18 protein-coding genes are annotated in these 22,914 nt (G+C 59.8%); 7 read left to right on the forward strand and 11 right to left on the reverse strand.

Going from position 1 to position 22,914, the window contains the following annotated elements; translation table 11 throughout:
- Positions 1–156 precede the first annotated feature (156 nt).
- Positions 157–966: a CbbQ/NirQ/NorQ/GpvN family protein gene (locus J8C01_RS14385; protein WP_211432878.1), complete on the reverse strand. Its 810-nt coding sequence runs from the start codon at positions 964–966 to the stop codon at positions 157–159.
- Between the two features lie 184 nt (positions 967–1,150).
- Between J8C01_RS14385 and J8C01_RS14390 the strand changes: the two genes are divergently transcribed.
- Positions 1,151–2,992, forward strand: a complete 1,842-nt coding sequence (locus tag J8C01_RS14390; RefSeq protein ID WP_211432879.1) for a M61 family metallopeptidase — start codon at positions 1,151–1,153, stop codon at positions 2,990–2,992.
- A gap of 11 nt (positions 2,993–3,003) precedes the next feature.
- Here the strand turns inward: J8C01_RS14390 and J8C01_RS14395 are convergent, their stop codons facing one another.
- From J8C01_RS14395 to J8C01_RS14405, 3 genes are all read right to left on the reverse strand, one after another.
- Positions 3,004–4,683 carry a hypothetical protein gene (locus tag J8C01_RS14395; RefSeq protein ID WP_211432880.1) on the reverse strand — a complete coding sequence of 560 codons (1,680 nt, stop codon included), beginning with the start codon at positions 4,681–4,683 and terminating at the stop codon, positions 3,004–3,006.
- A gap of 146 nt (positions 4,684–4,829) precedes the next feature.
- The gene (locus tag J8C01_RS14400; RefSeq protein WP_211432881.1) at positions 4,830–8,003 is read right to left on the reverse strand and encodes a TonB-dependent receptor; all 3,174 of its coding nucleotides are present in this window, start codon (positions 8,001–8,003) and stop codon (positions 4,830–4,832) included.
- A 345-nt stretch (positions 8,004–8,348) separates the two neighbouring features.
- Complete coding sequence (locus J8C01_RS14405) at positions 8,349–9,284, reverse strand: CAP domain-containing protein (RefSeq protein WP_211432882.1); 936 nt, start codon at positions 9,282–9,284, stop codon at positions 8,349–8,351.
- 184 nt (positions 9,285–9,468) lie between these two features.
- On the opposite strand from J8C01_RS14405, the gene J8C01_RS14410 reads away from it, so the two are divergent.
- The 6 genes from J8C01_RS14410 (at position 9,469) to J8C01_RS14435 (ending at position 14,789) form a co-directional block, all read left to right on the forward strand.
- Positions 9,469–10,725, forward strand: a complete 1,257-nt coding sequence (locus J8C01_RS14410) for a M20 metallopeptidase family protein (protein ID WP_014100836.1) — start codon at positions 9,469–9,471, stop codon at positions 10,723–10,725.
- A 141-nt stretch (positions 10,726–10,866) separates the two neighbouring features.
- The gene (locus J8C01_RS14415; protein ID WP_211432883.1) at positions 10,867–11,202 is read left to right on the forward strand and encodes a hypothetical protein; all 336 of its coding nucleotides are present in this window, start codon (positions 10,867–10,869) and stop codon (positions 11,200–11,202) included.
- Between the two features lie 226 nt (positions 11,203–11,428).
- Positions 11,429–12,853 (forward strand): replicative DNA helicase, encoded by a 1,425-nt coding sequence (gene dnaB, locus J8C01_RS14420; RefSeq protein ID WP_228374102.1) that lies wholly within the window; start codon positions 11,429–11,431, stop codon positions 12,851–12,853.
- A 108-nt stretch (positions 12,854–12,961) separates the two neighbouring features.
- Positions 12,962–13,636: a hypothetical protein gene (locus J8C01_RS14425; RefSeq protein ID WP_211432884.1), complete on the forward strand. Its 675-nt coding sequence runs from the start codon at positions 12,962–12,964 to the stop codon at positions 13,634–13,636.
- Between the two features lie 112 nt (positions 13,637–13,748).
- Positions 13,749–14,246 (forward strand): SET domain-containing protein, encoded by a 498-nt coding sequence (locus J8C01_RS14430; RefSeq protein ID WP_211432885.1) that lies wholly within the window; start codon positions 13,749–13,751, stop codon positions 14,244–14,246.
- 18 nt (positions 14,247–14,264) lie between these two features.
- Positions 14,265–14,789 (forward strand): KdsC family phosphatase, encoded by a 525-nt coding sequence (locus J8C01_RS14435; protein WP_014100828.1) that lies wholly within the window; start codon positions 14,265–14,267, stop codon positions 14,787–14,789.
- 130 nt (positions 14,790–14,919) lie between these two features.
- On the opposite strand, the gene J8C01_RS14440 is transcribed toward J8C01_RS14435, so the two are convergent.
- The 7 genes from J8C01_RS14440 to hemA all read right to left on the reverse strand — a co-directional run bounded on the left by J8C01_RS14440 (position 14,920) and on the right by hemA (position 22,900).
- Complete coding sequence (locus tag J8C01_RS14440) at positions 14,920–16,338, reverse strand: B12-binding domain-containing radical SAM protein (RefSeq protein ID WP_014100827.1); 1,419 nt, start codon at positions 16,336–16,338, stop codon at positions 14,920–14,922.
- 73 nt (positions 16,339–16,411) lie between these two features.
- Positions 16,412–17,800 (reverse strand): B12-binding domain-containing radical SAM protein, encoded by a 1,389-nt coding sequence (locus J8C01_RS14445; protein ID WP_014100826.1) that lies wholly within the window; start codon positions 17,798–17,800, stop codon positions 16,412–16,414.
- 122 nt (positions 17,801–17,922) lie between these two features.
- The gene (locus tag J8C01_RS14450; protein ID WP_148264081.1) at positions 17,923–18,642 is read right to left on the reverse strand and encodes a hypothetical protein; all 720 of its coding nucleotides are present in this window, start codon (positions 18,640–18,642) and stop codon (positions 17,923–17,925) included.
- Positions 18,588–19,157, reverse strand: coding sequence for a 2-vinyl bacteriochlorophyllide hydratase (gene bchF / locus J8C01_RS14455; RefSeq protein ID WP_228374101.1), 570 nt, complete (start codon positions 19,155–19,157; stop codon positions 18,588–18,590). The genes J8C01_RS14450 and bchF overlap by 55 nt, the downstream gene beginning before the upstream one ends.
- Positions 19,158–19,202: 45 nt before the next feature.
- Positions 19,203–20,504, reverse strand: a complete 1,302-nt coding sequence (locus J8C01_RS14460; protein WP_014100823.1) for a Coenzyme F420 hydrogenase/dehydrogenase, beta subunit C-terminal domain — start codon at positions 20,502–20,504, stop codon at positions 19,203–19,205.
- Positions 20,505–20,626: 122 nt separating this feature from the next.
- Entirely contained in the window at positions 20,627–21,505 is an 879-nt protein-coding gene (gene bchL, locus J8C01_RS14465; protein ID WP_211432886.1) for a ferredoxin:protochlorophyllide reductase (ATP-dependent) iron-sulfur ATP-binding protein, read from the reverse strand.
- A gap of 87 nt (positions 21,506–21,592) precedes the next feature.
- On the reverse strand, positions 21,593–22,900 hold the full coding sequence (gene hemA, locus J8C01_RS14470) for a glutamyl-tRNA reductase (RefSeq protein ID WP_211432887.1): 1,308 nt from the start codon (positions 22,898–22,900) through the stop codon (positions 21,593–21,595).
- Positions 22,901–22,914 lie beyond the last annotated feature (14 nt).

Here is a 22,914-nt window from a genome sequence, read left to right on the forward strand (position 1 = left end):
TGAAGGCTGGGACCCGACAGGGTGAGTAAACTTACACTTTCCGGGGAAAAATGCAAAACCTTTTGAGTGCATTCCGCTGACGCAACATAACGCACAGCGTCGCAAGAACGCAGCGCGTCATGTCAGCCGGCTTACCTTATGGTGCAGGAACAAGGGCTAAATGACGGTGGTGACGATTTCCTGGATGCTCCGCTGAAGGTCGCGGTCATCCGTAATGGGGTTGACGATGGCTACGGTGCAGGCACTGACGGGCGAAATACCGCCCCGGATGAGTTGTGCGGCATAGACGAGCAGGCGTGTGGACACGCCTTCTTCAAGGCCATGCCCGCGCAGGTTGCGCACTTTCTGCCCAATCGTCACCAGATCGCGCGCCGTGGATTCATCCACCTGCCCCTCGTGCGCCACAATCGCCACTTCAATGTCAAACGGCGGGTAGTCAAACTCGATGGCGACGAAACGCTGCCGGGTGGATTGCTTCAGGTCCTTGAGCACACTCTGGTAGCCCGGATTGTAGGAAATGACGAACTGGAACTCGTCCGGGGCTTCAAGAATGACACGGCGCTTTTCAACCGGAAGGATGCGCCGGTCATCGGTGAGCGGGTGAATGAGCACCAGTGTGTCCTTGCGGGCTTCGACGACTTCATCCAGGTAGCACATGGCACCGTGTTTGACGGCCAGGGTCAGGGGGCCGTCGTGCCAGACAGTTTCTTCCCCCTCCAGCAGGTAGCGGCCCACCAGATCGGTTGCCGACAGGTCTTCGTGACAGGCCACCGTCACCAGCGGACGTTTGAACCGCCAGGCCATGTGCTCGACAAACCGGGTTTTGCCGCACCCGGTCGGGCCCTTCAGCATGACGGGCAGCTTGGCCTGATAGGCAGCCGTAAACAGTTCGATCTCATTGCCGACCGGCAGGTAGTAAGGCTCTTTTTCAAGGATGTACTTCTCGATGGCGCGTTCGGTGAGCATGCATTCCCTCAGAGAGAACGTTCTTGCAGCACGGTACCGTGACCCCGGCAAGGCTGGGGCAATGCAGTTTTTCACAGCCGCTTGGGCAACGTCCACTAACGACCGTGGGCGGTTGGCAGCTTGACAATCCCAGTGCCATCAGGCATCCGTCGCGCCGGTCATTCTGTTCACATCAGGTTTGCCGATGATGCTTTTTTCTGTTCGCACGTTTCGTATCCGGTCATTACTTTTTCGACCGGCGGGCTTTCCGTCGCAGCTTCTGCTCTGGTTTTTTCTGCTCGGCTGGACGCCACTGCTGGCCGTAGCGCAGCCGACAGTGGCATACCGCATCACCATCAGCGTTCCCGGCGACGATGAAGCGCGCGTCGAAATGACGATTCACAACCTTGACGGGCGCGAAACCCTGGATGTCGCCCTTCCGGCCTGGACGCCGGGTTCCTACGAAATTCTCAACCACGCCAAACATCTCTTCGAGTTGACGGCCCAGGGCCCTGATGGGCAACCGCTGCTGCTGCGGCGACGGGACAAACAGACCTGGCGCGTCCGATGTGCCGGACAGTCCACGGTCATCCTGCGGTATGGACTGCTGTGCGACCGCCAGAGCGTGGATTCCAACTGGCTTGGCCCGGATTACGGGCAGCTTGCCGGCGCGGCAACGTTGCTCTACGTCCCGGATGGACGACACTGGCCCGCAACGCTTACCTTCCACCTTCCCCAGGGCTGGCAGGCGGCTCTGCCGCTACCCCGCCGCGCTGACCAGAGTTACACGGCTGAAAGCTATGACGCACTCATTGACGCCCCAATTGCGGTTGGCAGGTTGACGCGCCTGGACATTTCGGTACGGAACAAACCCATTGCCATTGTCACGACGCGCCCGCCCAAAGACCCAGCCGGGTTGCAGAAGGCTGTGACAACCATCATTGAAACCTACGCCGACCTGATGGGCGGCCTGCCCTTCGAGCAGTACATGTTCCAGTACCTGCCCTTCGCCGACGAAGACGACGAGCGGCTGGAAGGCCTCGAACACGCCAACGGAACCCTTATCAACTACGCGCCGGAAGACCTGCTCGACCAGCCCCAGACGAAGAACTGGCTGGTAGTGACGGCGCATGAGTTCTTCCATGCGTGGAACGTCAAACGTCTCAGGCCACGGGAGTTTGCCGACTACACACTTGACCGCGAGCTGTACACGCCGCAGTTGTGGTTTGCCGAGGGTGTCACGGAATACTATGCCTGGCGCGGGCTGCGGCGGGCCGGACTGATTTCCGCGGCCGATTTCGATGAAGCCATCCGCAGCGCGCTAACCTATCTGGCCAACAACCCGGCCGCCCGGCAGGTCAGCCTGGCCGAAGCGTCCATCGGCACGTGGTTGACCGGCACGAGCAGCTTCGAGGACATCCCGCTCGATTACTACCGCAAGGGTTTTATCGTCGGGCTGCTGCTCGACATTGAAATCCGCACCCGTACGTCAAATGCACGCGGTCTCGACGACCTCATGCGGCAGCTTATGCGGGATTTTCCGCCCGAAAGCCAGGGCTACCGGCACGAGGACATCATAGCCACGGCCAGCAAGTTGGCTGGGACAGACCTGGAAAGCTGGTTCCGGCGCTACGTGGAAGGAACGGACGAGCTGCCGCTGGAGACGGCCCTGAACCACATGGGCATGGCCATGCTGGCCGAACCCATGACGGAACTCGATTTCGGCTTCGAGTTGGAAGCCACGCCGGCCGGACTGGAAATCGTCGAGATTGATCCCGATTCGCCGGCCGGGGAATCTGACCTTGAAGAAGGTGACCTGCTGCGCACCGTGGCCGGCAAACCTGTCCGCAGTGAAGCCGATTTTGCGGCGGTGCTGTCCACCCTTCAGCCGCAGAAAGCGGTCAAGCTGACGGTCCTCCGGGAAAAACGCCCCCTGACCGTCACTCTGACCCCGGAGGTTATCACCACGCTCGATGTGGCCGTCGGCCCCCTGCCCAACCCAACTCCGGCCCAGAAGGCGCTGCGGGTGGCATTGCGTGGCGAGTGAAAAGCCTCGCGTCAGGGTCTGAAACTCTCCTCGCAGCGCCGGATGTCATCGGCGGTGAGCGGAACGTCCCGTGGGAGAATGGTGACGTGACCGTTCCGAATCGCCACGTTCGGGCGGAAGCATTCCAGGTATCCGGGCGGCGGGCTGCGGAAGTGTGCCATGAGGTTCCCCGTCGCCTGCCGGTTGCGGGCGATGACGTAATCGTTCAGCCCATGCTCGTCTATGACGTTGACGTAGGGTAACACCCACGCCATGACACCAACGGAAGTCTGGGTCACGACCGGATAGGCATCATCCCGCACCTTTTCCCCAACCGCGCGCGGCGGCAGCACCTGCATCAGAAACAGGTGAAAGCCCTTGTGTTCCTGGTGGCGCATACATGCAGCATGGTCAATGAGCCAGAACTGCAAGCGGTCATACAGCCGGACATACGCCAGAACGATGTCCGGCAGGGCTGGAAAACGCTGCGCCAGAGCGTCGGCGACGGAAACCTTCAGGTAACTGGTTTCCTCGCGGGTGCGTTTGTCTCTCGCCGCCAGCCAGTGCGTCCACGGAATGACGAGGGAGGCGGCCAGAAAGAGCGCCAGAAAGATGACGACCGAGCCAAACCGGAACTGAAGCACATTCAGCATCCAGAGGGTGCTCAGAAAGATGAGCGGCAGCAGGTGGCTATAGACGCGAAACTCGAAGTGGTCACCGCCGATGACCAGCGTGTAGTAGGCCACCTGCACCCCGATGCTGAATCCCATGATGCTCCAGCCCAGGGCGCTTTCCAGATGCGCCGGATGCTCCCGCAGCCAGCCCATGATGAACTGGCGACGGCGTATCCCCACCCAGACCGTCGCCAGCGCCAGCGCGATCCAGAACCACAGGGCGTACTCGATGATGAAGGAAAGCGCATACCGCAGACCGCTCATCACCCAGAGCCAGCGCGGGTCTGACTTGGCATAGTGGGTATTGGGCAGCCACTCACCGTAAAAGGCCTTCCGCCAGAGCAGATGCACCGGAATGAGTAGCAGGGGCGTGACGGCGAGCCAGTCCGCGGCGCGCCACCGGACCTCCCGACACCAGGCATCGGCGGCAAACAGGGCCACTGAAGCCAGGGCAAAAAGCAGCCCATCGGGACGGGTCAGATAGACCAAAGACGCCAGGGTGGCCACCCCGGCCAGACGCGCGGGTGTACCACGCGGCAGCCACCACCAGGCCAGCATCCAGGCCAGCAACAGCGCGTTGAACAGGGCTGTTTCAAGACCCGAACTCGTCCAGGCAAGGAACGTCCGGTTGCTCAGCAGGCCGATGAACACCGCCACCAGCAGGGCGTGGCGTCCGGCAGCCAGGGAAGGCCGTAGCGGGAGCCGCAGCACGGCCACGCCGGTCAGCACCAGCGTCAGCGCCGCACAGGCCAGCGCAAGGTAGTTGGCGGACGTCGGCGGATCAAAGCCGGTGACCTTCCAGACCCACGCGAGCAACATCACCCACAGAAAGCTCGTGTAGCCCTCGACCGGCCGAAAGGGCGGCGGGTTCCACACCAGCCCGTAACCAAGCCGGTAGTTGCTGACATAGCGGAAGGCAATGTAGGCGTCATCCGTCAGAAACCAGAAGGTTTTCCAGCCAATCACCAACGCCACCAGCGCCGCCAGAAAGATCACAACGGTCAGCATTGGCGAACCGGCGACGAGCCGATAGGACATAGGGTGAATCGTGTCTGGCGTCATGCAGGCAGGCCATGACCAGTGGAAGGCAGCTTGTCAAGCAGCACTGAGCAAATACTCGCCAAAAAAAGACCCCGTGCAGCATGTGTGGCTGCACGGGGCGTCGTCACCAACCAGAGGACGACTCAGAAGGAATAACGCAGAGCAAACACGATGCGCCGGTTGCCGCCGTCGGTGCCCCACTGGTTGAGGAAGGCTGCCGACGTGCGGATGGCGTTCGGAATCCCAAAGTTGCGCGTGTTGGTCATGTTGAAGAAGTCCACGCGGAACTGGATGGTATGCCCCTCCACAATGCGCGTGTTCTTGGCGAGGCTCAGATCAACGTTGCCAATCCCGTCCGCGCGCAGGATGTTGCGCCCGGCGTCACCAACGCGCTGCCCCGGACGCAGGGGTGCAAACAGGCTCGCGCCCCCGGCCCGCAGGATTTCAGCCACCGTCATGCGGCTGAGATTGCGGGTTGTGTTGAGGTTCGGACGGATCGGATCGCCTACCAGCGCATTGATGCCAGCCAGCGACTGAAGTGGGTCTGAACCGTTGAGCACCGTAAACGGCGCGCCGCTCTGGAAGGTGATAAACCCGGAGGTCTGCCATCCACCAAGCAAGCGTCCGACAGCCCCCTGCTGTTCACGGAAGAACGGCAGTTCATAGACGAAGTTGCCCGTCAGGCGGTGCGTCCGGTCGTAGCTTGACACGGCACGGTCAGCCCGGCGGTTGAACGAATCCTGTGGGAGCGCAATTTCACCCGTCGAGGGGTTGAATATCTCCGAAGCCTCGTCAATGAACTTGCTCCAGGTGTAGTGCACACCGGCGCTGAAATCACGGCTCAGTCGCTTGTCCACGCTGATCTGGAGCGAGTGGTAAATCGAAGAGGCCGCATTGGCCCGCAGGCGCACCGGGCCACGAGTCGGGTCAAGGCGGACATTCGGGTCGGTTGATGTCGGTGGAGTCGTCCGGGGACGGTTTGGGTTCCCGTCAATTGTCTGGAACAGCGCCGTGCCTTTCGTCCCAACATACGCGACACGCATCACAACGTCGCGCGTCAACTCACGCTGCACTTCAAGGCTGAACTGCTCAGAGAAAGGCGAGCGAAAATCCGGCGCAACAATCGTCGCCGCCAGCAGGCGGGGATTGCCGCTAAAAGGCTGTACGGCGCGCAGCGCGGCAAAAGCCCCATTGGAAGGCAACGTTACCGTTGCGGCAAACGGTGACGCCGTGCCGACGTTGAGCGCGATGTTGAGGAAGGAAGCATCAAAGGTCCGGGCGTAGCCGCCCCGTACCACCAGTTTATCGCCCCCGGTGATTGCGCCCCAGATGCCATCAGCTTGTGTGCGTGGATTCCAGTTGAAGCCAAAACGCGGCTGGAAGTTGTTGGTGTCGCGTCCGGGACGCTCCTGGAGACGGAAGTTCGGATCGTTGCCGTTGGCCGCCACAATGCGATCATTGAGGCGGTAGAGGTTTTCCATAGGATTGCCCGGCGTCTCGTAGCGCAACCCGTAAGTGATGGTGAAGTTGGGCCGGATGCGCCACTCATCCTGCCAGAAGGCGAAAACATCCGTGAAGTCATAGTACTGAATGGCCTGTCCGCCGCGCAGCGGCAGGTTGATCTGGGCAATCTGGGCCACGTCGTTGACGAAGTTCTGGAGCGTGGTGTACTGCAACCGTCCGCGAATCGTCGGGAAGAAGAAGCTCCGCACGTCCCGGTTGGTCACTTCCACACCGAACTTCATCGTGTGATTACCCACCGTGTAGGTCATTACATCCTGAAACTGGTAGGTGTTGTTGGTGCGCGCCTGCGGCAGGTTGACCGCCAGACCGATAGCCGTCCGGCTGGGCGCGGCATTGAAGCCAAGCATCCCCAGCGAGTTGATCTCAATGGAGGGAATTTCCTGGGAAGATGGGTCGCTGGCATTGGTGACAGAGTTGAAGCGGTTGTACGCCGCGCGAAACTCATTGACCCAGCGCGGCGAAAAAATGTGCGTCCAGGTGAGATTGAGCGCCTGCTGGCGCTGCTTGACGCGGGTGGTCAAACCCGGCGGTGTCACCTGTCCAAAACCTGATGAAAGCTGGTCGTTGAACAGAAAACTGCCCGAAATCCGGTTGCGCTCATCGAACTGGTGGTCAATCCGGGTGGACCACTGCCAGTTGTCAAACTTCTGCGACGCCGAACCGGTCAGCGACCCCAGCGGCACGGTAAAGGTCTGGTTGCCAATGGTAAAACTCTCGCTGCGGCCAATCGGCGCCTGCGCCGGAGGGAGGAAGCGCAGCAGGGCGGCCACCTGGGGACGGTTTCCGGCCGCCGACTGCAACACCTGCCGGCCGGCTTCCGTCGGCGCGCCGTTCAGCGTGAAGCCCGAACCCAGCGCCCGGTCGGTCCACCGCTGAAGCGTTCCGAAGAAAAAGGTTTTGTTGCGCCAGATGGGTCCGCCCAGTGAGCCACCGATGCGGTTTTCGACGCGGAAGGGGGCTTCCGTCCGCCCGGCCCGCTTGTCGAGGTTGCTCCGTGCATTGAGCGCGTTGTTGTTGTTGAACCAGAACAGCGAACCGTGAAACTCGTTCGAGCCACTCTTGGTGACCATGTTGACCACCGAACCGCTGTTGCGTCCGAACTCCGGCGCAAACTGGCTCGTGATGATACGCACTTCCTGAATGAGATCAGGGTTGTTGAGCGGCTGCTGCACGCCGGCCACGCTGGGGTCGTTGAGGTCCTGTCCGTCCACCATGAAGTTGTTGGAGCGGACGCGCCCCCCGTTGGACGAAAAGCTGATGCCGTTGGCAAACCCGGTCTGCCCGGAAGCGAGCTGACTGACGCCCGGAACGGACAACAGGATGTTGTACACGTTGCCATTCGTCGCAAATGGCAGGTTCATCAGCCGCTTGGAGTCAAAACGGGTGCTGACTTCAGCGTTCGTGGTGTTCAGAATCGAGGCATCGCCCGTGACCGTGACCACTTCCTGGGTCGCCGCGACCTTCAACCCAATCTCCAGCACTGCCACCTGGTTGACCAGCAGTTCAATGCCCTGCTGGACATACTTGGACTGTCCGGTGGCTTCCACCGTCAGTTCGTAACTCCCGATGGGCAGACTGCTGAAACGGAAACGTCCGTCGCCATCCGTCTGGGTCGTGCGGGTCAGCCCGGTACGGACGTTCCGCACGGTAACGGTCGCATTGCCAACCACAGCCTTGGATTCATCGGATACCGTCCCGGTGATCGTCCCGGTGTCGAGTTGGGCATAACCTGCCGTCACCAACCCGAACACCAGGACGACGGCGTACACCAGACGACTCATCCAGTTCGTCATACTGCTTTCTCCTCTCTGCTGCGCAGAAAACCACCCGGCTTGTTTTGGCTGCCGGTTTTGCCCGGACAGGTAGAGGCAACTTTGATGCCACACAGACGTTACCTTACCAAACCATCGCCAACCGGCACGGAAGAGGTCATCGCCGACGCTGGAGACACGGGGAGGTAACTCAGGTAAAAACGTAAAATGTTGTAGAGTCTGATTTTATAGCGCAACTTCGGTCGTGCGCCACCCGCTTGCAGGTATGGCCGGGGATGCAGCCCGGCATCGGGGATGTAGAATTTCGGAGCGACATCCAAAAACTTGAGTTGTCCTACGAAAATTTCATTACCGGCCAAGCCCCCGCTACTCGACCCAGAAGCAGAGACTTCCTGCCGGGAAGGGTTTGCCCCTGACGCCGCGCTGCACGAAGACGAGGGTCGTATAGACGCCCGGCTCGCGTTTGGGAAAAGACAACTCGAATTTGAAGCGCCCGCCAGCGCCGACTTCAACTTCCCCGGTCGTGCCATCGGTATATTGCGAACCGTCGGTGAGGCGGGGTTTGAGCATGCGGGAGGTTTCCGGCAGGGCATAGGGGCGCGGCTGGCGGAGGCGTTCGAGCGTCAGCGGCTGTGGCAGCGGCTCGTGATATACCGCGGCAGCATAGAAGGCATACTCATCCGGGTTGAGCACCTGTCCGACGACATTCAACCGGTCGCCTGGCCGGGCCTTGGTGGGCAGCGGTTCAAAGCGGATGTAGCGGCTCAGAAACTCCTGTGCCAAGCGCAGCTCCTTCCCAACCACCGCCAGGCCCAGACCGACGTGGGTATGCTCCGGGTTAAGGATCGTGCGGCGATGGCCGTCATTGGGTGGCGTTTCATCGTGCATGGACTGCTGAAGCTGGAGGATGGCTTCCCTGACTTCGGCCGTGCCGGCACGTGGTGACAACCCCGAAAGCATGGAGACATTTTCGGCGCAGTAGGCCGTCCCACCCCGCAGCCCGTAGCGCATGTAGGGCAGGAAGCCATCGCGGTTCCAGTGGCTCAGGTAGTTGTACTGTGCCATCTCTTGTGCATGGGCTTCGGCAACCTGACCGGCGAGGTCATCGAGCGCGACAGGCGGCGCACCGGCCCGCGCGCGCTGGGCGTTGATGACATCCAGCAGTTCGCGCTGGATACGGGCGAAGTCCACCTTCGTTTCATTTGTGGTTTGCGCCCCGGCGGCGTCCACTGCCGATTCAGGGTGCGCCCCAGGCAGCAGCACCAACACCAGAAACCACCAGCCGGCTAACCTGCACCGCATGCGTCTGCGACCTCCCCGCGCTGCGCGTCCAATCCAACCTGCACTGCACGCCCAGCCGCAGTGGACTGACCGTTTTTGCAAAGTATGATTTCCAGCGGGCGCAGGTAAGATTACCATTGGACTATTTCTCAATGGAACTTCTCCGAAATGCCGTTTGAAATCGTGAATCGCTGTTTGCAAGACCATGCCCGATGACGCTGTCACCACTTCCACTCATCCGCGCTCGTTAGATTCGGTCAAACACCGTGACCGGTATGTGGCCGATCTGGTAGCCCACCTCGAACCCCGGCTCATTGCCACCCGACGCGAACTGCACCAGCACCCGGAACTTTCCAATCGCGAAGTCCGCACCTCACGCTTTCTGGTTCACCGGTTGCGTGAAATCGGTGGCTTTGAGCTGCGTACCAACGTCGCCCACCACGGCATCGTGGCCACGCTCCACGGCCGGCAGCCAGGCAAGGTCGTCGGCATCCGGGCCGATATGGACGCCCTGCCCATTGACGAACCACCGGGACTGCCCTTTGCCTCAACCGTGCCGGGCGTGATGCATGCCTGCGGCCACGACGTTCACATGACGGTGGCCTTGGGTACGGCAGAGGTGCTCGCACGGCTGCGCCAGCACTTCTGCGGTACCGTTCGCTTCTTCTTCCAGCCGGCCGAAGAAGGGCCGCCGCCGGGCGAGGCAGGTGGGGCCAAGCTGATGCTGGACGAAGGTGCGCTCGAACCCCAGCGCCCGGACGCCATGTTTGCCCTGCACTGCTACCCGCCGCTGGCCGCCGGACAGCTTGGTTACAACGAGGGCGTGATGATGTCGAGCTGTGACCGGTTTACCATCACCGTCCGAGGGCGCATGGCCCACGGGGCCTATCCGCACCGGGGCGTGGATGCCATCGTCGTGGCTTCGACCATCGTCATGATGCTTCAGACCATCCGCAGCCGGATGATTGACGCCCAGCAGCCGATGGTGTTGACGGTCGGACGGATGCAGGGCGGACGGCGCTACAACATTGTCGCTGATGAAGTTGTCATGGAAGGCACGGTACGGGCTTTTGACGAAACCGTGCGGACCGAGACTGAGCACCTGATTCACCAGATCGTCTCAAATGCGGCAGCCGGCAGCGGAGCCAGTTGCGACATTCGCTATGAACGGCTCGTTCCACCACTGGTCAATGACCAGTCGCTGGTCAGGCAGATGCTGCCGACACTCCAGCGGGTGATCGGCGCCGAGCGCGTGATTGAGCATGCCCCACGGATGGGTGCCGAAGACTTTGCCTACTTTGCCTGCGCCGTGCCAGCGATGTTTTATTCGCTGGGCGTTTCCAATCCTGCGGCCGGTATTGAGGGCGACATCCACACCCCCAGGTTTGCGGTGGATGAAGTCTGTATTGCCACCGGCGTGCGGGCAATGTCTGCGCTGGCACTGGATTTTCTGGCCGCTTAGTCAACAGCAGCTCTGACCTCTGAGAACGACATCTTTGACAACTGTCCCCAACCCGACAACGCACGCATGCCAATGACAGCACGACTTGCCGATAACCACTGACGAGCTTGTCCGTTCCGGGTGAGCGTACGAGGTGTGGCCATGAACATGCAATTCTGGGAGGCAACCTTTCCCAAGGCGGAAGCCCTTGCGGTGGGCGGACTTGAATCCTATGCCTTTGCCCTGCTGGCACGCTGGAAACAGGCCCTGCAGGAGGGTTTTGTTGTACCGTTCTGTGAGAAAAAAAATCGCTCGGCCCGGGAGGCGCTCGAAGAGCAGGGATTTCTCATTGTAGGGTCAGCCGGTACACTGGTCGTCGGCATGAATCACCTGATCATCCTGGCGGTGGGCAGCCTGGAGCGCTCTGACAGCTACTGGAGTGTCAACGTCACTCCGCTGTTCCCGGAGGAATTTCATCCGCCGGCTTATCCGTGCTGAGCCTTACGCCCACAAAGAACCGGTATGCTGTCCAGCCGCGGGTCTGGTACGGTTTGCCAGGGAGACCATACGATATGTACCCGCGCCGGGGCCTGACCTGCCGGGCCCGGCGCGCCATCCGTCAAGCGTCGTTTGGGAAACCAGGTTCAAGCGACACCGGGCACAGCCGTCTGTTCTTCACCTTGGAGGTCAGACCTGCGCCCTTTTGCCCCACGTCAGGCCCAGTATGTCAGGACGATCAGGCAAAACCGACTCCGAAGGTCCCATGCTCGCCTTCTACACGGGTTCTCCGAAGGGGCGGTCCAAAGCCGACGCCAAAACCACGGAAGAAAGCTTCACCCTGCCGCACGACCTAGACGCCGAGCGCAGCATTCTGGCTTCAATTCTGCTGGACAACGAGGTGTGCCACGAGGCGCTGGAACTGCTCCAGCCGGAAGACTTCTTCCGGCCCAGTCACCAGCAGATTTTTGCGGCCATGCGCGAGCTGTCGGAAACCGGACAGCCGATTGATCCGACCACTTTGGCCACACTCCTGCGCCAGCGGGGTCAGCTCGACAAAGTCGGCGGCATCCCTGCCCTTTCGGCGCTGCTGGATGCCTATGCCATCCCGGCCAACCTCGAGGCCTATGCCAAAACTGTCAAAGACAAGTCCATGCTCCGCCGGGCCATTGACATCTGTCAGGCCGGCATCCGGGCCTGCCGACTGGAGGAACAGGACGCGCACAGCATCATTGACGAGCTGGAGCGCAGTATTTTCGAGGTCGGGGAAGCCCGTATCCGCAGTGGCTTCGTACCGGTGGCCGAGGTGGCCCGCACACAGCTCCAACAGGTTGAAGCCGCCCAGAGCAACAGCGGCCGCCTGACGGGGCTGGCCACAGGATTTACCGACTTCGACCGCCTGACGAATGGCCTTCAGCCATCAGACCTTATTATCGTCGCGGCGCGGCCGTCGGCGGGCAAAACGGCCTTCTGTCTCAATATCGCACAGCATGCAGCCGTGGCGGACGGCAAGCGGGTGGGCATCTTTTCCCTGGAAATGTCCAAGGAATCGCTGGTGATGCGCCTGCTGTGCGCCCAGAGCCGCGTGGATTCACAGCGGTTGCGGAGCGGCTACCTGAGCCGTGAGGAATGGCGAAAACTCGCCGAAGCCCTCCAGGAACTCACGACCGCCCCCATCTTCATTGACGACACACCAGGCATTTCGGTCGCTGAGATGCGTGCCAAGGCGCGGCGGCTCAAGGCGCAGCACGGCCTTGATCTGCTCATTGTGGATTACCTGCAACTCGTGCGGGCCCGCGGACGGCACGAAAACCGCCAGACGGAAGTTTCCCAGATTTCCCGCGATCTGAAGGGGCTGGCCAAGGAACTCGACATTCCGTTGATTGCCCTGTCCCAGCTCAGCCGTGCGTCAGAGAATCGCTCTGACCATCGGCCAATACTGTCGGATTTACGCGAAAGTGGCAGCATCGAGCAGGATGCGGATGTGGTGGCGTTTATTTTCCGCGAAGAGATGTATAACCCCACGGAAGACAATGCCGGGCGGGCGGAACTCATCGTCGCCAAACAGCGCAACGGCCCTACGGGCACGGTTGAACTGACCTTTATCAAAGCCTGCACCCGCTTTGACAACCTCTGGGAAGAAGACTTATGAAGTGGCAGGCCAGGCTTCTGACGGTTTCCCCCCGTACTGTCACACACCTCACGTCAAGGCACCCTGCTGCCCACCAGCGAAACTTATCCAAGCCTGTGGAGTCCGCTTATGGATACCCTGCCACGCCCCATCTGCTGCCGTCCCATTACCGATGAAGAGCGCGCCGCCCAGCTTTCGACAGTCCGCCACTGGAAAGTTCAGGGCAGCCTTATCAAGTCACGTTTGCTGTACCTGCAAATGAAGCATGGCATTGCCACGCTCAAACACGTTCTACAGAGCCTTAGCGAAGCGGATCGGGCGGTTCTCACCAAAACCGTCTTTGTGGGCGAGTGGTATGAGCTGGGGCTGCTCGTCCGGCTCGATGCCGCGATTGTGGCGGAATTGGGCGCGACCACACCCGATCTGCCGGAGGCGCTCGGTGCATTTTCCGCCGAACTCAACATCGGCGGCACCTATGAAAGCCTGGTGCAGCGGGATGTGGAGGGGTTTCTGCAGCTTTCGGCCGTGGTCTCCCCCACGTTCCAGACCTTCGGCAGTGCGCGCTATGAGCCGGAAGGCAAAACGGGGTTGGTTCACGCCGGGACGGTCTGCCTGGCGTATGACACAGCACCGCCGTCACAGTACTGCCAGTCAGGTATTGGCTATTTCCGCCGCGCCGTCGAGTTGTGTGGCGGCATTCACCCTGAAGTCACCATCACGGGCTGTCGGCGCGAAGGGGCACCGGAGTGCCGGTTTCGGATTTGCTGGCAACCCAGTGGTGCGTCCACGATTCCGATGACCTGAATCCGCTGACCGGAAACTTCTTCACAAAACTGTCAGCCGGTGGCTCCCGGAAGTGTGGCCCTGCTTGCTGCGACCGGGAGTCTCCCTGCTTCTCCCTGTTGCCAGAGGCGCTATGCAACGCCATCACCTTTGCGAGTTACGTCGTTCATCCATTCATGGCTGGGGCGTCTTTGCCACAACGTTCATCAAAGCCCGCACCCGCATCATTGAATACCGTGGCGAACGCATCAGCCGGGAAGAAGCCGACCGGCGCTATGCGCGCAAACTGGAGCGGACGACCCATACGTTTCTCTTTATCCTGGACGAACACACGGTCCTGGATGGCGGTCGCTTCGGCAACCTGGCGCGCTACATCAACCACTCCTGCGAACCCAACTGTGAAAGCCTCCAGGAAGCCAGTGGCCGCGTTTTTATCGAGGCGATTACGGACATCCCGCCAGGCGTCGAACTGACCATGGACTATCACCTGCAAGTTGCCGATGGAGACCCTGAAACCTGGCGGCGGGACTACCCCTGCTTTTGTGGCGCGCCGCGCTGTCGGGGAACACTGGTGGGGCGGCCCCTCTCACATTCAACCTTCAGCCCCACCTGCAAACCTCCCTTTGTCTGACAACCTGGAGGGCTGCCTATGAGCGATCCCCTGGCGGAACGCGCCCGCCATATCGGTCTGCTGCTGATGGATTGCGACGGCGTGCTGACCGAAGGTTTCATCCATCTTCTCCCGGATGGAACGGAACTCAAAAGCTTCAACTCACAGGATGGTCACGGACTCAAACTGGCCAGGCGGGCCGGCATTCGGACCGGCGTCATCACCGGGCGGCACTCACCGGCGCTCGAACAGCGGGCGCGCGAAACCGGCATCGAATTCCTCTGCCAGGCCACCAGCGACAAGGCCCAGGCGCTGACCGAACTGCTGACGGCCCACGCAATCCCCCGGCAGGCGGTAGCCTTCATCGGCGATGACCTGCCGGATGTCCCGGTGATGCAGCAGGTCGGGTTGGCGATTGCTGTAGCCAACGCCGTCTTGGAAGTCAAACAGGCGGCCCACTACGTCACCACCCGGACAGGCGGGCGCGGGGCCGTCCGGGAAGCCATTGAGCTGATTCTCAAAGCACAGGGCAAGTGGAACGCCGAGTTTCTTTTTCTTGCCTGAACCTCACTTGGGGCGTCTCCGCGACACTTCAGCCGGCACCGGCTACACCGCACAACCAAAAAAGCCCGTCCATATCCTGGAACACAGACGGGCGGCTGCGGCTGGTGGCACCGGACAGCGGCCAGCCACATCAGGCATAAGCCAGACGGGCCTGGCGGGCGCTGCGCAGGAAATCCGGCGGGAGCGGCTCTGGGAACCGATGCTTGATGATGCTGCGGAAACGGAGATTGGAAATGGTCGCCAGCAGCTTGCGCTGGGCATGGGAGCGTGGCGACAGCACCCGTTTGTAAATGGAAGGCACGGAATAGAACTGCTCGAAGGCAAGCTGCAACAACCGGCGGGTCTGCTCGGCATCTGTCCCTTCGCGCACCCAGACGACTTCCTCACCCGTGTAACGGTCCCAGTCGGTGTGCAGCAGCTTATCCTTCGTGCGCTGGTAGAGCGCCGTTCCCGGAAAGGGCGTCATCACGGAGAAGATGGCCGTCTCCACGTTGCACCGTTTGAGTTCTTCGATGGTCTCCAGTGTGCTCTCGACGGTCTCATCCTCAAATCCGAAAAGAATGCCGACATCCACGGCAATGCCGTTCCGGTGAAAGAGGCGGATGAGTTCTTCGTACTTCTCCGGCCGGTTGAACTTTTTGTTCACCGAGGCCAGTTCGTTCGGGTGGATACTTTCAATGCCCAGAAAGGCCCGGCGGCAACCGGACTTGGCGGCCAACTCCACCAACTCCGGCCGCTTGATGGATTGGGTGTCAAAAAATCCAAACCAGCTCAGCTTACGCTTGGCCAGGGTCTTGAACAGTTGTGCCGCCGCATCGGGATTGACGATGAGGTTGTCATCGGCAATCGAGAAAAATTCTGCCCCGTAGGCATCAATTTCGCGCAGCAGATGCGCCGGGTCACGGTAGCGCATCTTACCGCCGGCAAAGACCGGCACCGTACAGAAGTCACACTTGTGCGGACACCCACGGGAGGTCTGAATGCTCATGATGGGCATCTTCAGCGTGGGAATGGGCTTGAAGTAACGTTCGAGTTTGAGCAGGTCCCAGCGTGGCACCGGCAACTCATTCAAATCCTGCGAATGCCCCCCCTGATACACCGGCTTGAGGTCGTCATTCTGCACATCTTCGAGAATTTGCGGCCAGAGGGCTTCCCCTTCGCCGGACACCACGGCATCGCAGTGCTGAAGCGCCTCTTCAATCATGAAGCTGACGTGAATGCCCCCCATGACGACCGGAATGCCCCGTGCCCGGCACTCATCCGCAATCTGGTAGCCACGCTGGACGTTGCGGGTGTAGGTCGTGATCGCCACCAGGTCGGTGTCGTCAGGGATATGCAATTCCTCAACATTCTCATCCACAATCGTCACCTTGTGCGGTGCCGGCGTAATCGCCGCCAGCGTCGGCAGGACGATGTTTGGAAAAATCATGAACGGCTTGTGCTGCTGTCCTTTTTCCGGGTTGTAGTACCGGGGCAAAACCAACCGGATGTTGAGCGGACGATGCTGGCCGAGTTTCTTGCGACGCTTGATTTGAACGACGACAGGCATGGCAACGAGGGGTCTCCTTGGAGGGATGCAAAAAGTTGAGCCACAGGCCCGGATGACGCGCTCCCACAGGTCATCAGCAGGCAGCCTGTTTCACCACGGGCGTAGGCACTTTTCCAAAAAACAGACGTGGAAGATTCTCCAGAATGTATCTCGGACGGGTGTAATACATCGCCGTCATGGCCTTGCGCGTGACTTCAATTTCCCAGGCTTCGAGATGGTCCAGTTTGAAGGTCACATGTGAGATGTCATAGTCTTCCCAGGACAGATTCGGCAGCAGCCTTCCCGACTGAATGAATTCACGCCGCATGGTCGTGCCGACGTAAGGCGTCAGGATGTTAATCCAAAGCATTTCGGGGTTGAGGTCGCACATGTACTTCATCGTCGCCTGGAGTGACTCACGGGTTTCTTTTGGATGCCCGATGATGATCGAAGCCATCGAAGCAATCCCGTGCTTTTTCAACAGGCGGATGCACTCGGCATTGTCGTCGCTGGTTGCCGTCTTGTTGTAGTCCTTGAGGGTTTCCGGGTCCATGGACTCAATCCCCATGATGACGCCCATGCAGCCGGCCGCAGCCATGATTTCGACGACTTCCGGGAACTTCACAAAAATGTTGGTGACGCACTGCGCTGTCCATTTGATTTTGTCTGCCAGACCGGCATCAATAATGGCCTGTGAAATAGCCATAGCACGCTTCGGACTGGCGTTGAAAATGTCATCCGTAAAGAAAAATGTGCGGTACTTGTACTTGTAAAAACCTTCCTCGATTTCCTGCATAATCGAGTCAACCGAACGATACCGCCACTTGGCCCCGTAGTTGGCCGTCACAATGCAGAACGAGCAGTCATAGGGGCAGCCCCGTGAGCCTGAAATGTTGTAAACCGGATCAGCGAATCTCCCCAACCAGGAGCGGGTCTGTTTCCAGTAGCGCGGCACATCCAGCAGTTCCCGGTTGGGAATCGGCAGGCTGTCAAGGTCTTTGATGAACGGCATCGGCGGATTGCGCACAAATTGGTCGCCATCGAGCCAGGAAACACCCTTGATGGTCGAAGGATCAACCTTGCCGTTGGCCTCAAACTGCTGGACGATTTCCAGCATTTGATACTCCCCTTCACTCCGCACGACGACATCCACGTAGCCGGAGCGCAAGGTGGCTTCATCGTCAAAAGTGGGATGCGTTCCCCCCATCACCACATACTTTCCGGCCGCCTTGGCCGCCTTGGCCACCCGCATCCCAACCGTATATTTCACTGTGTCACAGGAGATGCCAACGATATCAATGTCATCCCCGAAGACAGGCTCCTGGCCAGCGTTCATATCACAGAGTTCAACTTCGTAGCCGTGCGACTGGATGAACGTGCCAATGTAGAGAATAGCCAACGGCATGCTGATGAAGCTGAAGCGTTCGGCTACCTTCTCGATGACCGGGGGGTTGACAAACAAGCACTTGGGCTTTTTCCTCATGGCGATGTTTTCTCCCTATGACAGTAATCCCTGATTGATTCAAACAACTGATGCCATACAGGTTCAATGAACAAACCTGTTTGGCGGAAACTGCACGCTACCTGGTTTCACCCAAGCTCATCTCATACCAGCTTCAACGGACCGGAGCTGACACCTTGGGAAGCAAAACGGAAAATCCGGGGACGTACCCTCAGCATCAGCACTGTGTCCACGATGGCGTGAAAGAAAACGACACTCCAGAAATCCTCAAAAACATAAAACGTCAAACACCAGGAAAAAGAAAGCGCGCTTTCTGACCAGAGCCGAAACTTCCGAATCCTTCGCGCCCACTCGTCTTCCCGAAAGTGAGGAGGGAAAATGCGCATCCAGAAAAGACCGTGGATGGCGCCCCCGTAAATGAGAAAGGTGAAAAAGCCGCTGCCGAAAACGAGCAGGTGAAAGGGTATCCCGGTCAGTCCCACGAGGTTCACCAACCAGGTTCCTATTGCTGCCCCGCATTTGAAGACCAGCAGAAACGCCAGTGTCTCTCCAAGACTGTTGCCGATGATGAAGATGGGCGTGCCAACAAGATTGAATGGACGTTCTTCGTGAATGGCCACCTGGGCATAAAGCCACTGGGAAAAGCCAAGGGTCGCAATCAGCAGAGCAATGCCCCAGACCGAGGCAATGGTCTGGTTGACATTGAAAACAAAAGGCTCCGGGATACGGAACAGCCAGGTGAGCGCAAAAGCCCCCAACCAGTAGAGCACGATGGCACCTTCGCGCCCCCAACTCGGCGTGTCCGTATCTACTCCGCCCGGCGCATAACGCTCCAATTTTTCAACAGCCTGCAATACCGGCATAAGAACTCTGCTTTCGTGGTGTTTAAGGAACCAGAAGCCCAAGGCATGTCCCCGGCAATCGTATAACCGTGGCTTTTCAGTTTCTGCCGGTTGATGACGTACTTACGCACAAACTGGTATGCATTGATGCAGTATGTCAGATAGGCCACAAGGGCCACATAGGCCAGCGTCATTTCCTCCCACTTGAGGAAAAAGCCGATAACGTAGAGCGTGTGTGAGATCAGGACGAAGGTCGAGAAGAAATCTTCCCACCAGAACTCTTTGGCAAAGGCATAGTGGCCGAAAACATCTTTTTCCCAAAACGCCCCTGTAATGGCCATAACCCACAATACGAAGACTTTGACCATCACGCTTATGTTGGCCAGCCAGAATCCGCGGCCAGTGGAGAGGAAATAGATGATGAGCGCCAAACTGATAAAGAAAATGACGAACTGCACCGGGGCCAGAAATGCCTGCACTGGCATCCATTTGCTTTTCTGACGGCGGAGCATCTGCTCCGGGGTGTAGGTCGACACGGGTGTAACCTCCCAGATGAACCTGTGTGATGTGTCTGTGATCCATCAGCCAACGCCAACCGGATCACTGCTTTCCAGAATCCTGTCCTTCACGGGCTTACCCAACGTCGCTAACCGACGCGGGCGCTTCACGCCGACAGGCGGACGCGGCGGCTGGGTCTCGCCCGGCAGGACGTACTTTTCAAGCGGGACATAGGCGTAGCGCGGAACGAGCAGTGCCTCCCGGTGTCCGGCCTTGCGGCGTACCGTAAACAGCCCTTCCGCCAGCTTCATCTCGACGCGGGTCCGGGCAAACTCCAGCCCCCGCGGCCCGAACCGGCGCTGGAGAAAAGCGATGAGTTTTTTGACCGGACGGGGCGCGCCTTTGGTGTAGGGCTTCCCAAGCTGGGACAAAAAGCCCTTCATCGCCAGCGCGCGGCTGCCACTCTCGGTCGGCTCGGACAACTCCACGTCATCGCGGATGAGGTCAAGCAAACGCCAGCCCTTGGCATTCCGAATGAGCAACCACTGGTTGTCCGGCATGCCGCCGCCCATGTAGCCCACCGACAAATCGGCCAGCGAGTTCGTGTAGTTGAAACACACCCGGCAGGAAGGCGCGATGAGGTCGGGGCCAATCTCGTGCATCGGGATTTCGACGAAGTTCAGCTTTTCGACTTCCCCGTTGGTATGCCGCATCCACAGGCGGAAATCCGGCATGAACTCCATGTGCACGACCGTGTCCGGCGAACGGCTGACGGACTTCAGAAACGTCATGTAGTTTTCGTGCGTCGTGTTGTCGCTGCACAGAATGCCCAGGCACCACAACTCGTCAAAGGGCAGGGTTGACTCGATGACGCGCAGGGCGTGGAACTGACACGGCGTGCCGACTACCATGACGCGCTTCAGGCCGGCAGCGATGGCGTCATCTATCTTTTCCAGGGTCGGTGAAAGGCCGAACTTGTTGCCGCGACAGGCGAGCACTTCTTCCGGTGTGCGCGCCAGAACGGGCTGGGGTTTGTTGAGCGTACCGGGTTCCGTGCCGGTCAGGATGACGCCTTCCACCAGCCCCTGTTCCAGGGCGCGCATGGCAATGGTCGTCACCACCCCCGTCCACTGCGCCCCGGCGATGGGGCGTTGCCGCCGGACGCGCAGGATTTTTTTGTACGGCCCAAAATACACCTCATCCGTTCCGGCCCGCCGGGCGTGTCCCTGCACGGTCAGCTCCAGTTCATCGTATTTTTGCACCAGGAAGGCGCAGGCCTCCTTGACGTGCGGGCGCAAACTGGACGTGCAGATGCCACAGTCGCTGCAAATGCGCGAAAACCGCTCCGCGGCATCCGGTTTCACAATGGGCAGTGGGGTTGCCATAGATTGCCTTTCTGGAACATGTCCGTCCAAAATGCGCGCTACCGGCGCTCACGGCTCATCTTTTCCCAGCCCACGGCTTCCACTGTGGGCAGCGTTGGGCCGGCTTTCCTCGCTTCACAACCTCAGTTCAGAGCCAGACACGAAGGGTCTTCAAGCAACTCCAGGTCTTCGGCATTGAAACGCTGAATGTTGATGTTGATGTACTCACTGCGCAGATGCTCGAACACTTCCCGGTCGGTCAGGGGCTTGACCTTGAGGGCTTCCGGTTCGGACAGCAGGTAGTCGGCAATTTCGAGATACCGATCCTGCGCCAGGGCAATTCCGCCGATGCGCTTCATCTCGAAGATGGAAACCCCAGCCAGCCGTGACCGCCGGATTTCGTCAATCTGCGGGACGTGCCCGACAATCCGCGCGCCGGTCCGGTCGCAGTACCGTTCGACGTGGTCGGTGTCGGGGCAGCGGTTCACAATCAGACCGGCAATGTAGATGGGATAGTTTTTGGCCTTGGCCATCACTGCGGCACAGATGCGGTTGGCCGCAAAGAGCGAGTCGAAATCGTTGGACGTCACCACACAGGCGAAATCCGAGTGGTTGAGTGGAGTGGCGAAACCGCCGCAGACGACATCGCCCAGCACGTCGAAAATCACCACGTCGTATTCATCCATCAGCTTGTGGTCGCGCAAAAACTTCACCGCTTCGCCGGTCACATACCCGCCGCAACCGGCGCCGGCAGCCGGGCCGCCGGATTCCATGGCATCCACGCCCATCTTGCCCCTGAAAATCACCTCGGATGGCTCGATTTCCTCGTGGTGGTAGTCGTGCTCTTCGAGGATTTCGACGAGGGTCGGGATCATCCGTTTGGTGATGGTAAAGGTCGAATCATGTTTGGGATCACAACCCACCTGAAGGACACGCGCGCCACGCTTGGCCATGGCGATGGCGATGTTGGAAGAGGTCGTGGATTTACCGATACCGCCTTTGCCGTAGATTGAAACGATCATGAATCAGCACCTCACCTGGGGTTGGAATGGATGAAAACTGGTCAGGGGACGAAGGGCCGGTTCCAACCCTCCATCACAGATGTCATTTCAGGCCGAACGCGCCAGGCGCACCTGCTGTTGAGCACCAACCCGCACTTCCAGCCCGAAGGTTTCACACAGCCGGCTTTGCTCGCCCTGCGCCGCCGCTTCACGGATGTTTTCGATAAGTGGATGGGCGAATTTGCGCAGAATCGAGGTGATGATGACCTCGCGTACGTACCGCTCGACTTCAGGCGGCATGCCTCCGAGCCGTTCAATGCGCTTGCGATGGCGCTCATATTCCGTCTGGGCCATCTCCACAAGGTGCGCATTGAGCGCGGCAATGAAAGGCGCAGCGGCCATGCTGCGCCATTCGGCCACAAAGGCCGCGACTTCCTCCTCGACAATGCGGCTGGCCCGTTCGGCTTCCTGTTTCCGCTCGCGCAGGTTGCTTTCGACCACCGCCTGCAGGTCATCCACGTCATACACAAAGACCTGTTCCAGGTCATTGATGGACGGGTCCACGTTGCGTGGCACGGAAATGTCAATGATGAACATCGGGCGGTGCCGCCGCCGCTCCATGGCCGCCGCCACATCGGCCACGCGCACGACGAAGTGCGGGGCCGCCGTGGCAAAGATAAGGATGTCGGCTTCCGGCAACCGCTCCCGGAAGCGGTCAAAAATCACCGCCGAGCCATTGAACTTGGTGGCCAACTGAACGGCTTTGTCGAAGGACCGGCTGGCCACGACGATGTGGCTGGCTCCGGCGCTCATCAGATGGGTAGCGGCCAGCTCGGCCATCTCCCCGGCGCCGACCAGCATGACGGTCTGCCCTTCAAGACTGGTGAAAATACGCCGCGCCAGCTCGACGGCGGCGTAACTGACCGAAATGGCGTTGGCGCCAATTTTCGTCTCCGTGCGGACCCGCTTGGCAACGCTGAACGCCTTGTGCATCAGCTTGTTGAGCAGCGTCCCGGTCTTGTTCAGCGCCTGCGCCGTGGCGTAGGCGTCCTTGACCTGTCCCAGAATCTGCGGCTCGCCGATGATCATGGAGTCCAGGCTCGACGCTACCCGGAAGACGTGCCGTACCACATCCTGGTCGGTGTAGTAGTACAGGTGCTCGTCGTAGCTGTCGCACTTCTGATGAATGGCCTTGAGGAAGTTCTTGACGCAGGCGATACCCTGGGTTCCTTCGTGAGGCGTTACACCCAGCAGTTCAACCCGGTTGCAGGTGGAGAGAATCATCCCTTCGCAGATGTTTTGCCCATCCACGAACAGGTTGAGGGCTTCAGGCAGGTAGTGCTTGCTGAAGGCAAAGCGTTCGCGGACCGCAACGGGCGCCGTATGGTGATTAAGGCCAACGAGTACAAACTTCATGGCAGTTCACTTGG

Origin of the sequence: Chloracidobacterium sp. D (assembly GCF_018304685.1) — a bacterium.
Lineage (GTDB): Bacteria > Acidobacteriota > Blastocatellia > Chloracidobacteriales > Chloracidobacteriaceae > Chloracidobacterium > Chloracidobacterium thermophilum.

Bases quoted from the DNA above. Each gene is read 5' to 3' on its own strand.
- J8C01_RS14430 (WP_211432885.1), top strand. From the start codon at position 13,749: ATGCAACGCCATCACCTTTGCGAGTTACGTCGTTCATCCATTCATGGC.
- J8C01_RS14390 (WP_211432879.1), top strand. From the start codon at position 1,151: ATGATGCTTTTTTCTGTTCGCACGTTTCGTATCCGGTCATTACTTTTT.
- J8C01_RS14435 (WP_014100828.1), top strand. From the start codon at position 14,265: ATGAGCGATCCCCTGGCGGAACGCGCCCGCCATATCGGTCTGCTGCTG.
- J8C01_RS14385 (WP_211432878.1), bottom strand. From the start codon at position 966: ATGCTCACCGAACGCGCCATCGAGAAGTACATCCTTGAAAAAGAGCCT.
- hemA (WP_211432887.1), bottom strand. From the start codon at position 22,900: ATGAAGTTTGTACTCGTTGGCCTTAATCACCATACGGCGCCCGTTGCG.
- J8C01_RS14425 (WP_211432884.1), top strand. From the start codon at position 12,962: ATGGATACCCTGCCACGCCCCATCTGCTGCCGTCCCATTACCGATGAA.
- bchL (WP_211432886.1), bottom strand. From the start codon at position 21,505: ATGATCGTTTCAATCTACGGCAAAGGCGGTATCGGTAAATCCACGACC.
- J8C01_RS14400 (WP_211432881.1), bottom strand. From the start codon at position 8,003: ATGACGAACTGGATGAGTCGTCTGGTGTACGCCGTCGTCCTGGTGTTC.
- J8C01_RS14405 (WP_211432882.1), bottom strand. From the start codon at position 9,284: ATGCGGTGCAGGTTAGCCGGCTGGTGGTTTCTGGTGTTGGTGCTGCTG.
- J8C01_RS14410 (WP_014100836.1), top strand. From the start codon at position 9,469: ATGCCCGATGACGCTGTCACCACTTCCACTCATCCGCGCTCGTTAGAT.
- J8C01_RS14445 (WP_014100826.1), bottom strand. From the start codon at position 17,800: ATGAGGAAAAAGCCCAAGTGCTTGTTTGTCAACCCCCCGGTCATCGAG.
- J8C01_RS14440 (WP_014100827.1), bottom strand. From the start codon at position 16,338: ATGCCTGTCGTCGTTCAAATCAAGCGTCGCAAGAAACTCGGCCAGCAT.
- J8C01_RS14415 (WP_211432883.1), top strand. From the start codon at position 10,867: ATGAACATGCAATTCTGGGAGGCAACCTTTCCCAAGGCGGAAGCCCTT.
- J8C01_RS14460 (WP_014100823.1), bottom strand. From the start codon at position 20,504: ATGGCAACCCCACTGCCCATTGTGAAACCGGATGCCGCGGAGCGGTTT.
- J8C01_RS14395 (WP_211432880.1), bottom strand. From the start codon at position 4,683: ATGTCCTATCGGCTCGTCGCCGGTTCGCCAATGCTGACCGTTGTGATC.
- J8C01_RS14450 (WP_148264081.1), bottom strand. From the start codon at position 18,642: ATGCCGGTATTGCAGGCTGTTGAAAAATTGGAGCGTTATGCGCCGGGC.
- dnaB (WP_228374102.1), top strand. From the start codon at position 11,429: ATGTCAGGACGATCAGGCAAAACCGACTCCGAAGGTCCCATGCTCGCC.